We start from the raw sequence: 9,090 nt of genomic DNA on the forward strand, positions 1-9,090 counted from the left end.
CTGCGCGACGCGCTCGTCGACGCGGTCCGCGCCGCCGTCCCCGAGGCGATCCTCGGCGGCGACCCGGCCCCGGGCGGGCGGCTGCCCGCCAACGCGCACTTCACCTTCCCCGGCTGCGAGGGCGACTCCCTGCTGCTCCTCCTGGACGCCCAGGGCATCGAGTGCTCCACCGGCTCCGCCTGCACCGCGGGCGTCGCCCAGCCCAGCCATGTGCTGCTCGCCACCGGCACCGCCCCCGACCTGGCCCGCGGCACCCTGCGCTTCTCCCTCGGCCACACCTCGACCCGGGCCGATGTCGACGCGGTCGCGCGGGCGATCGGCCCGGCGGTGGAACGCGCCCGCACGGCGGGACTCAGCTGAGCCGCAGCGCTCGAGGTCCTGGGCGGCTACGTCGTGGCCGACTCCGTGCGGTCGTGGGCGGCGCGCACCAGCCGCATGTACCGCTTCCAGTCCCAGTGCGGCCCCGGGTCCGTGTGGTCGGTCCCCGGCACCTCCACGTGCCCGATGATGTGCTCCCGGTCCACGGGTATGTCGTAGCGTCTGCAGATCCCCGCGGTCAGCCGCGCCGACGCCTCGTACATCGCGGTCGTGAAGTCCGCCGGGCGGTCCACGAAGCCCTCGTGCTCGATGCCGACACTGCGCTCGTTGTAGTCCCTGTTCCCCGCGTGGAAGGCGACGTCCAGCTCGCGGATCATCTGCGCGATGTGCCCGTCCTGGCGCACCACGTAGTGTGCGGCCGCGCCGTGCCACGGGTCCTTGAACACGCGCAGCGTGCCCTGGTAGCTGCCCTGGGTGACATGGATGACCACCCGGTCGATCGCGTAGTCCGCGGGGCGGTCCGCCCGCCGCCAGTTCGCCGCGGCCGCCGCGACCCACTCCGCGCCCTTGAAGTCGACCTCGCCGGCCTTGCGCGGCTTGTCGATCCCCGGCACCTGCCACCACATCCGCGCCAGATCACCGCGCGCCAGCAGCCCCAGACCGAGCGCCGACGCCGCGCCGCCGACGATCAGCGCCCGCCGGCTGACGACCCGGTCGCCGTCCCGGCCCTTCGCCTTCCCCGCTCCCTGCCCGCCCACGTGACGTCCCCCGTCCTTCCCGTACGAGATCCACAACGCATATCCGGCTGATCCGGTTCCCGCGGACCCGTACCCTGTGAGGGCTATGACTTCCAGGGCCATGACTTCGCAGACCCCGCAGCGTTCCGCCGCCGAGCCGGACCGTCCCCTGCGCGTGCTCGCCGCCATGTCGGGCGGTGTGGACTCGGCCGTCGCCGCGGCTCGCGCCGCCGAGGCGGGCCACGACGTGACGGGCGTCCACCTCGCCCTCTCCGCGAACCCGCAGTCCTTCCGCACCGGTGCCCGCGGCTGCTGCACGATCGAGGACTCCCGCGACGCGCGCCGCGCGGCCGACGTGATCGGCATCCCGTTCTACGTGTGGGACCTCGCGGAGCGCTTCCGCGAGGACGTCGTCGAGGACTTCGTCGCCGAGTACGAGGCGGGACGCACGCCGAACCCGTGCCTGCGCTGCAACGAGAAGATCAAGTTCGCCGCGCTGCTCGACAAGGCGCTCGCCCTCGGCTTCGACGCGGTCTGCACCGGGCACTACGCGAAGGTCCTCGTCGGCCCCGACGGCGAGCGCGAGCTGCACCGCGCCTCCGACATGGCCAAGGACCAGTCGTACGTGCTGGGTGTCCTCGACGACCGGCAGCTCGCCCACGCGATGTTCCCGCTCGGCGACACGGTGACGACCAAGGAGGAGATCCGCGCGGAGGCGGAGCGCCGCGGGCTCGCGGTCGCCAAGAAGCCCGACTCGCACGACATCTGCTTCATCGCCGACGGTGACACCCAGGGGTTCCTGGCGTCCCGGCTCGGCACGGCGGAGGGCGACATCGTCGACGAGGCCGGCACCAGGCTCGGCACCCACGACGGCGCCTACGGCTACACGATCGGCCAGCGCAAGGGCCTGCGCATCGGCACCCCGGCCCCCGACGGCAAGCCCCGCTACGTCCTCGACATCTCCCCGGTGACGAACACGGTGACGGTCGGCCCCGCCGCCTCCCTCGACGTCACGGCCCTGACCGCGGTCAAGCCCCGCTGGTGCGGCGCGGCCCCCACGGGCCCCGGCACGTACACGGCGCAGCTGCGCGCCCACGGCGGCGAGACGGAGGTCACCGCGGAGTTCCACGACGGCGCCCTCCAGGTCCGCTTCACGACCCCGGTCCGCGGCGTCGCGCCCGGCCAGGCGATCGTCCTGTACGACGCCACGCGCGTGGTGGGCTCAGCGACGATCGCGACGACGGAGCGAGCACCGGCGGCGGCGTAGCCGCGCCCGTCAGCCCGGCTCTGCGGTCCGGGGCTCGTCGCCGCCCAGGACAGGGAAGCGTCGAAGGTCGTCGCAGAGCGCCGCGAGGGCGGGACCCGTACCGGCGAGCGCGGCCGACACCTCGTGCAGCAAGTCCCCCTGCCCGCCCGCTCCGGCGGGCCGGCCGCACGGACGCGCGGCGTCCGCCTCCCCGGGCGCGGCGAAGCGCGTGGCGACCTCGGTGACGCTCACGTACTGCTCGCGCAGCGCGTGGAAGGACCTGCCCACGGCGTCGATCCGGTCGGCCGTCCGCTCGACGTACGTCCACGCCGTGTCCGCCGCGTTGCCCTGCCAGGAGCCGCCGAGCACCTCGTTGCCGTGGCGCAGGTTGGTGGCCATGGCGGCGCACAGATCGCCCAGTGAGTTCCACGCCTCGGCGCACCGCAGGTAGGTGAGCCAGTCACCGCCGATCCGGCCCGTGACGAGGGAGGGCGCGTACGCCTGGGCCCGCAGCCACCCGTGCTCGCGGGCCGGCTTCAGCTGCCCGGACGCGTCGCGCACGTCCAGGAAGTCGGCGGGACCGACGGGCGCCGCCCGGGTGACCGGCCGCCCCGGCCCCGGTACGGCGTGGGCCGCGTCCAGGGCGCGTGCCTGCCGGCGGTTCACCGTCCGGTACCACGAGGCGGACCGTCTGAGTTCCTTCTCGCAGCCGCGGAGGATCATGCCCGACCTGCTGAGGACGTCGGTGGCCTGCCGCACCCGCTCCTCGTGGTCGCCGACGGCGAGGTTCCAGGCCCGCGCTCCGGGAGCGCTCCCTCGGATCCGGGTGTTGCCGTCCAGGTACGACAGGCCGTTGCCGCAGTCCTGACCGGCGCGGCCGACGAGTTGTGCGCAGGCCATGAGGTCGTCCGCCCGGACGACGAGCGCCGCCCGGTGGTGACGTGTCCGGACCGGCGCGGTGGCCGGGTTCGGTTGTCCCGTCTTCGTGAAACGGCCTGGTCGGGGCGGAGGTGGGACGAACGCGTCGGTGCGGCGGTATCGACTGCCCGGCTCGGTCACAGCGGCACTCCTCGATGCGGTGCGTGCAGGTGGAGTGCCGGAGAGTAGCGGAACGTAAGAGCTCATTTACGTTCCGGAGTCGTCCGTGAACGGCGCTCGGACGGGACGCGCGCGGCGGGGGCGTTCGGGTGCCCTGGAGGGCGAAACGTTGTCCCGGAAGGGGGAGTTGGGGCCGGTGTGCGGGGTCGGTGCGGGGTGCCCACGGGCGGCGCGCGGTCGGCGCCGTCCGCGGGGCGGGCACGCTTCCTCCGCTCCGGTGAGCGGAGCGGGGTGAGGGTTGACGGCCGGTGGGGGCGGGTGTCAGACCGTCTCGGTCGCGTAGAAGCACAAGTGGTCCTTGACGGCGGCCACTTCGGGCTTCGGGTCCGGGTAGGACCAGACGAGGTCGGCCGCGCCGGGCACCGACCAGTAGGAGGCCGTTCCCTTGAACGGGCAGTACGTCGTCGTGTCGGACGGGGCGAGGAGATCCGTGCGGACGTCCTCGCGCGGGAGGTAGTAGCGGACGGGACAGCCGGTCTCGCGCAGCACCAGGGGGCGGCTGCTCTCGGCGAGCACCTGCCCGTCGTGGACGACGCGGACGCGCTCGGAACCCTGCTCGACGGTGATGGTGTGTCCTGAGGTCATACACGCTTCAGCACCGGACGCGACGGGCTTCTTCCCCGCCCGCGCGCGGGCCGTACCGTAGGGGCCATGAACATCTGTGTCTTCCTCTCCGCCGCCGACCTCGACGACCGCTACACCCGGCCCGCCCGCGAGTTCGCCGAGCTGCTCGGCAAGGCGGGCCACACGCTCGTGTGGGGCGGCTCCGAGAGCGGTCTGATGAAGGTCGTCGCGGACGGTGTGCAGGAGGCCGGAGGGCGGCTCGTCGGGGTGTCCGTGGACTTCCTCGCCGACCGGGCCCGCGCGGTCACGGCGCCCGACGAGATGGTCGTCGCCGCGGACCTCGCCGAGCGCAAGGCGCTCCTCCTGGAGAAGGCCGACGCGGTCGTGGTCATGGTGGGCGGCACGGGCACGCTCGACGAGGCCACCGAGATCCTGGAGCTCAAGAAGCACGGCAAGACGGACAAGCCGATCGTCCTGCTCAACTCGGCCGGCTTCTACGACGGCCTGAAGCAGCAGTTCCGCCGCATGGAGGACGAGGGCTTCCTGCCGATCCCCCTCACCGACCTGGTGTTCTTCGCTGAGGAGCCGGTCGGTGCGCTCGCCTACCTCGAGGAGTCGCAGGGCATCGAGTAGTGCGAGCATGGCGGGCATGGCAACTCATGTGATCACCGGCGCCGGTTCCGGCATCGGCGCCGCCGTCGCCCGCCGTCTGCACGCGCGCGGGGACGAGCTGTACCTCCACGCGCGCGACGCGGGCCGCGCCAAGGAACTCGCCGCCGAGTTCCCCGGCGCCCGCACCCTCGTGGGCGACCTGTCCGACCCCGACAAGCTGTCCTGGGCGTTCTCCCACCAGAGCCTGCCCGACCGCGTCGACTCGCTGCTGCACATCGCGGGCGTCGTCGACCTCGGCCCGGTCGGCGAGCTCACCCCCAGGACGTGGCGCCACCAGCTCAACGTGAACCTCGTCGCGCCGGCCGAACTGACCCGCCACTTCCTGCCCCAACTCCGCCTCGCCCAGGGCCACGTCCTCTTCGTGAACTCGGGCGCGGGCCTGAACGCCTCCCCGGAGTGGTCCGCGTACGCCGCGTCCAAGCACGGCCTGAAGGCCCTCGCCGACTCGCTGCGCCACGAGGAGCACGCCCACGGGGTGCGGGTCACGTCCGTCTACCCGGGCCGCACCGCCAGCCCCATGCAGGCCAAGGTGCACCAGCAGGAGGGCAAGGAGTACGACGCCGCCCGCTGGATCGACCCCGAGTCGGTCGCGACGACCGTCGTCATGGCCCTCGACCTGCCGCGCGACGCGGAGGTCAACGATCTGACGGTCCGCCCGGGCCGCTGACCGCCCCGCGCGCGTTACGTACGCTTCCGGGGTGAGCAACGACAGCCAGCCCCCCTACGGTGCCGCCACCGGCGTCGGGTCCCTGCCCGGCGGCGACGCACGCGAGGCCGCCAAGACCGTCACCGGCACCTTCGAGGACTTCCCGTACCTCGCCGAGCTGCCCGCCCGCGGCCCCGGCGCCGACATGATCGGCCGGACCGCGGGCCTGCTCGTGGACCTCTACGCGCGCGTGGAGCCCAGCGGCTGGCGCATCGGCGACCGCCCCGGCCGCGACACCAAGCGCGCACGGTCCTGGCTCGGCGAGGACCTCGACGCCCTGGAGGAGTTCACCCAGGGCTACGAGGGCCCCCTCAAGGTGCAGGCCGTCGGCCCGTGGACGCTCGCCGCCGCCCTGGAGCTGAAGAACGGCGAGGCCGCGCTCTCCGACCCCGGAGCCTGCCGCGACCTCGCCGGTTCGCTCGCCGAGGGCCTGCGCGCCCACCTCGCCGACGTGCGACGGCGCGTGCCCGGCGCCCGAGTCGTCCTCCAGCTCGACGAGCCGTCCCTCGTCGCGGTGCTCCGCGGGCAGATCAGGACCGCCAGCACGTACCGCACCCACCGGGCCGTCGACCGCCAGATCGTCGAGTCCACGCTGCGCGACGTCCTGGCCGTCCACGACGGCGGACCGGCCGTCGTGCACTCCTGCGCGCCCGACGTGCCGTTCGCGCTGCTGCGCCGGGCCGGCGCCGACGCGATCTCCTTCGACCTCGCGCTGCTCACCGAGCGTGACGACGACGCGATCGGTGAGGCCGTCGAGGGCGGCACCACCCTCTTCGCCGGTGTCGTGCCCGGCACGGACGTCCCGTTGTCCGACCCTGCCGGTAGCGTCATGGGGGTCAGGACGCTGTGGCGCAGGCTGGGGCTGAATCCGGGCTCGCTCGCCCGCTCCGTCGTGGTCACGCCGTCGTGCGGTCTCGCGGGTGCCTCGCCCGCGTACGCCCGCGCCGTGCAGGCCCACTGCGTCCGGGCGGCGAAGTCGCTCGCGGACCACCCGGAGTGACCGCGGACGCAGGCTGACGGGACGAAGGCTGACGGGAGACGAGACGGTGGCAGCCGCAGAAGGCCGACAGGACGGGCAGGACAGGCAGGGCGCGCCGGGCGACCTCGGCGTCGCGGGGGACGACGGCGGCGCGCCGCCCGAGGCGCGCGAGGAGCACGCCCGCCTCGCCGAGCAGATCGAGGACCACCGCTTCCGGTACTACGTGAACGACGCGCCGGTCGTGTCCGACGCCGAGTTCGACCGGCTGCTGCGCGCCCTCGAGGCGCTGGAGGAGCGGCATCCCGGGCTGCGCACCCCGGACTCGCCGACCCAGAAGGTCGCGGGGGACTACGCGACGGACTTCACGTCCGTGGAGCACCGCGAGCGCATGCTCTCGCTGGACAACGCGTTCGACGACGCGGAGCTCGCCGCGTGGGCCGAGCGCCTCGCGCGCGACGCGGGCACCACGGACTACCACCTGCTGTGCGAGCTCAAGATCGACGGCCTCGCGGTCAACCTGACGTACGAGGACGGCCGGCTCACCCGCGCCGCCACCCGCGGCGACGGCCGCGTCGGCGAGGACATCACCCCCAATGTCCGCACGATCGCCGAGATCCCCGACCGGCTCCGCGGCGAGCGCATTCCCGCCCTCGTGGAGATCCGCGGCGAAGTCTTCTTCCCCATGGAGGAGTTCGAGGGGCTCAACGCCCGCCTGGTGGAGGCCGGCGACAAGCCCTTCGCGAACCCGCGCAACGCGGCGGCGGGCTCCCTGCGCCAGAAGGACCCCCGCGTCACCGCCTCCCGGCCGCTGCACATGGTGGTCCACGGCATCGGCGCCCGGGAGGGCTTCGACATCGACCGCCTGTCGCACGCCTACGACCTGCTGCGCGAGTGGGGCCTGCCCACGACGACGCACAGCAGGGTCGTCGACGACCTCGACGGCGTCCGCGCGTACATCGCGCACTACGGGAAGAACCGCCACTCCGTCGAGCACGAGATCGACGGCGTCGTCGTGAAGCTCGACGAGATCCCCCTCCAGGGCCGGCTCGGCTCCACCGCGCGCGCCCCGCGCTGGGCGATCGCCTGGAAGTTCCCGCCCGAAGAGGTCAACACCAAGCTGGTGAACATCCGCGTGGGCGTCGGCCGCACCGGCCGCGTCACCCCGTACGCGCAGGTGGAGCCCGTGACGGTGGCGGGCTCCGAGGTCGAGTTCGCGACCCTGCACAACCAGGAGATCGTCAAGAAGAAGGGCGTGCTCATCGGCGACACGGTCGTCCTGCGCAAGGCCGGTGACGTGATCCCCGAGATCCTCGGCCCCGTCGCCGACCTGCGCGACGGCACCGAGCAGGAGTTCGTGATGCCCACGGAGTGCCCCGAGTGCGGCACCCCGCTGCGGCCCATGAAGGAGGGCGACATCGACCTCCGCTGCCCCAACGCGCGCGCCTGCCCCGCCCAGCTGCGCGAGCGACTGGCCTACCTCGCCGGCCGCCAGTGCCTCGACATCGAGAACTTCGGCTACGTCGCGGCCGCCGCCCTCACCGGCCCGCTCGAGCCCGAGCAGCCGCCGCTGGCCGACGAGGGCGACCTGTTCGACCTCACCATGGACCAGCTCCTGCCCATCCGGGCGTACGTCCTCGACCCGGACAGCGGGCTGCCCAAGCGCGATCCGAAGACGGGACTCGACAAGATCGCGGACGTGTTCGCGACCAAGTCCGGCGAGCCGCGGAAGAACGCGGTCTCGATGCTGGAGCACATCGCCGCCGCCAAGGACCGCCCGCTGGCCCGGATCATCAACGGGCTCTCGATCCGCCATGTCGGCCCCGTCGCCGCCGCCGCGCTCGCCCGCGAGTTCCGCTCCCTGGACCGCATCGACCGGGCCACCGAGGAGGAGCTCGCCGCGACCGACGGCGTCGGCGGGATCATCGCCGCCTCCGTCAAGCAGTGGTTCGCCGAGGACTGGCACCGCGAGATCCTGCGCAAGTGGCGCGAGGCCGGCGTCCGTACGGAGGAGGAGGGCTCCGGCGAGGACGAGGGCCCGCGTCCCCTGGAGGGGCTCACGGTCGTCGTCACCGGAACGCTGGAGCGGTTCACGCGCGACGCCGCCAAGGAGGCCCTGCAGAGCAGAGGCGCCAAGGTGACCGGGTCGGTGTCCAAGAAGACGTCGTTCGTGGTCGTCGGGGACAACCCGGGGTCCAAGTACGACAAGGCCATGCAGGTGAAGGTGCCCGTCCTCGACGAGGACGGTTTCACCGTGCTGCTCGAGCAGGGTCCGCAGGCCGCCGCCGACGTGGCGCTTCCCGCCGAACAGCCGACCGAGGAGTAGCGGTTGAAGGCCACCCGTTCGGCGCATATCAGATGCATACGGGTGGTCGGGTCGCATTCGGGCAACAGCGCTCGGGCGCGTCCGTCTGGTGCCCGTGGAAGCCTTCTGCGGCCTACTGTTGAGGGGTGCGCCTGCCGTGTCCTGCCGCGGACGGGGCATGTCCCGCTCGTCACGTGCTCATCGGGAGTCAGGGGGAGCGGGCAGCGGACGTGGGCACCGCCGGCTGTGAGAGGGACGGGAATGGAACCGACCGAGAGCGCCGCCCCTGGCTCACGCCTGCGTCCACGCCGACGTGTCCTGCGCGCACTGACGCGCCGCACGGACGGGGGAGCCGGCAGCGACAGCGGTCACGGGGAGAACGAGCGCGGTGGTGTGGTGAACTGGCGCAACTGGTGGCGCGGGGGCGGCGCGTTCCCCGGCGCGGGGGGACAGGCCGGGGGAAGACCG

Annotated in this window: 9 protein-coding genes; 6 read left to right on the plus strand and 3 right to left on the minus strand. The window is 73.3% G+C overall.

Translation table 11 applies throughout. The annotated features are described in order from the left end of the window. Nucleotides 1-360: aminotransferase class V-fold PLP-dependent enzyme (locus GTW43_RS27235; protein WP_161304616.1), on the plus strand; the 360-nt coding region annotated here is incomplete at its 5' end. Between the two features lie 26 nt (nt 361-386). Here GTW43_RS27235 and GTW43_RS27240 read toward each other — a convergent pair. Next, nucleotides 387-1,076: a peptidoglycan recognition family protein gene (locus GTW43_RS27240; RefSeq protein WP_343246131.1), complete on the minus strand. Its 690-nt coding sequence runs from the start codon at nt 1,074-1,076 to the stop codon at nt 387-389. Between the two features lie 100 nt (nt 1,077-1,176). Here GTW43_RS27240 and mnmA point away from each other — a divergent pair, with 100 nt between their 5' ends. Beyond that, nucleotides 1,177-2,322, plus strand: coding sequence for a tRNA 2-thiouridine(34) synthase MnmA (gene mnmA / locus GTW43_RS27245; protein ID WP_161304618.1), 1,146 nt, complete (start codon nt 1,177-1,179; stop codon nt 2,320-2,322). Nucleotides 2,323-2,331: 9 nt separating this feature from the next. Here the strand turns inward: mnmA and GTW43_RS27250 are convergent, their stop codons facing one another. Together GTW43_RS27250 and GTW43_RS27255 are read right to left on the minus strand one after the other, a co-directional pair. Continuing rightward, nucleotides 2,332-3,201, minus strand: a complete 870-nt coding sequence (locus tag GTW43_RS27250) for a hypothetical protein (protein ID WP_161304619.1) — start codon at nt 3,199-3,201, stop codon at nt 2,332-2,334. Nucleotides 3,202-3,660: 459 nt separating this feature from the next. After that, entirely contained in the window at nt 3,661-3,984 is a 324-nt protein-coding gene (locus tag GTW43_RS27255; protein WP_161304620.1) for a DUF427 domain-containing protein, read from the minus strand. 66 nt (nt 3,985-4,050) lie between these two features. Here GTW43_RS27255 and GTW43_RS27260 point away from each other — a divergent pair, with 66 nt between their 5' ends. From GTW43_RS27260 to ligA, 4 genes are read left to right on the plus strand one after another with little or no spacing between them, the layout of a single operon-like run. Further along, nucleotides 4,051-4,596 carry a TIGR00730 family Rossman fold protein gene (locus GTW43_RS27260; protein WP_161304621.1) on the plus strand — a complete coding sequence of 182 codons (546 nt, stop codon included), beginning with the start codon at nt 4,051-4,053 and terminating at the stop codon, nt 4,594-4,596. A gap of 7 nt (nt 4,597-4,603) precedes the next feature. After that, the gene (locus GTW43_RS27265) at nt 4,604-5,302 is read left to right on the plus strand and encodes an SDR family oxidoreductase (RefSeq protein ID WP_161304622.1); all 699 of its coding nucleotides are present in this window, start codon (nt 4,604-4,606) and stop codon (nt 5,300-5,302) included. A gap of 31 nt (nt 5,303-5,333) precedes the next feature. Next, nucleotides 5,334-6,341, plus strand: a complete 1,008-nt coding sequence (locus GTW43_RS27270) for a methionine synthase (protein WP_161304623.1) — start codon at nt 5,334-5,336, stop codon at nt 6,339-6,341. Nucleotides 6,342-6,387: 46 nt separating this feature from the next. Then, the gene (gene ligA / locus GTW43_RS27275; protein WP_161304624.1) at nt 6,388-8,643 is read left to right on the plus strand and encodes an NAD-dependent DNA ligase LigA; all 2,256 of its coding nucleotides are present in this window, start codon (nt 6,388-6,390) and stop codon (nt 8,641-8,643) included. Nucleotides 8,644-9,090 lie beyond the last annotated feature (447 nt).

It is taken from the genome of Streptomyces sp. SID5785 (assembly GCF_009870065.1).
Lineage (GTDB): Bacteria > Actinomycetota > Actinomycetes > Streptomycetales > Streptomycetaceae > Streptomyces.

Coding starts and splice junctions, on each gene's coding strand:
- GTW43_RS27255 (WP_161304620.1), bottom strand. CDS start 3,984: ATGACCTCAGGACACACCATCACCGTCGAGCAGGGTTCCGAGCGCGTC.
- mnmA (WP_161304618.1), top strand. CDS start 1,177: ATGACTTCGCAGACCCCGCAGCGTTCCGCCGCCGAGCCGGACCGTCCC.
- GTW43_RS27260 (WP_161304621.1), top strand. CDS start 4,051: ATGAACATCTGTGTCTTCCTCTCCGCCGCCGACCTCGACGACCGCTAC.
- GTW43_RS27265 (WP_161304622.1), top strand. CDS start 4,604: ATGGCGGGCATGGCAACTCATGTGATCACCGGCGCCGGTTCCGGCATC.
- GTW43_RS27250 (WP_161304619.1), bottom strand. CDS start 3,201: ATGGCCTGCGCACAACTCGTCGGCCGCGCCGGTCAGGACTGCGGCAAC.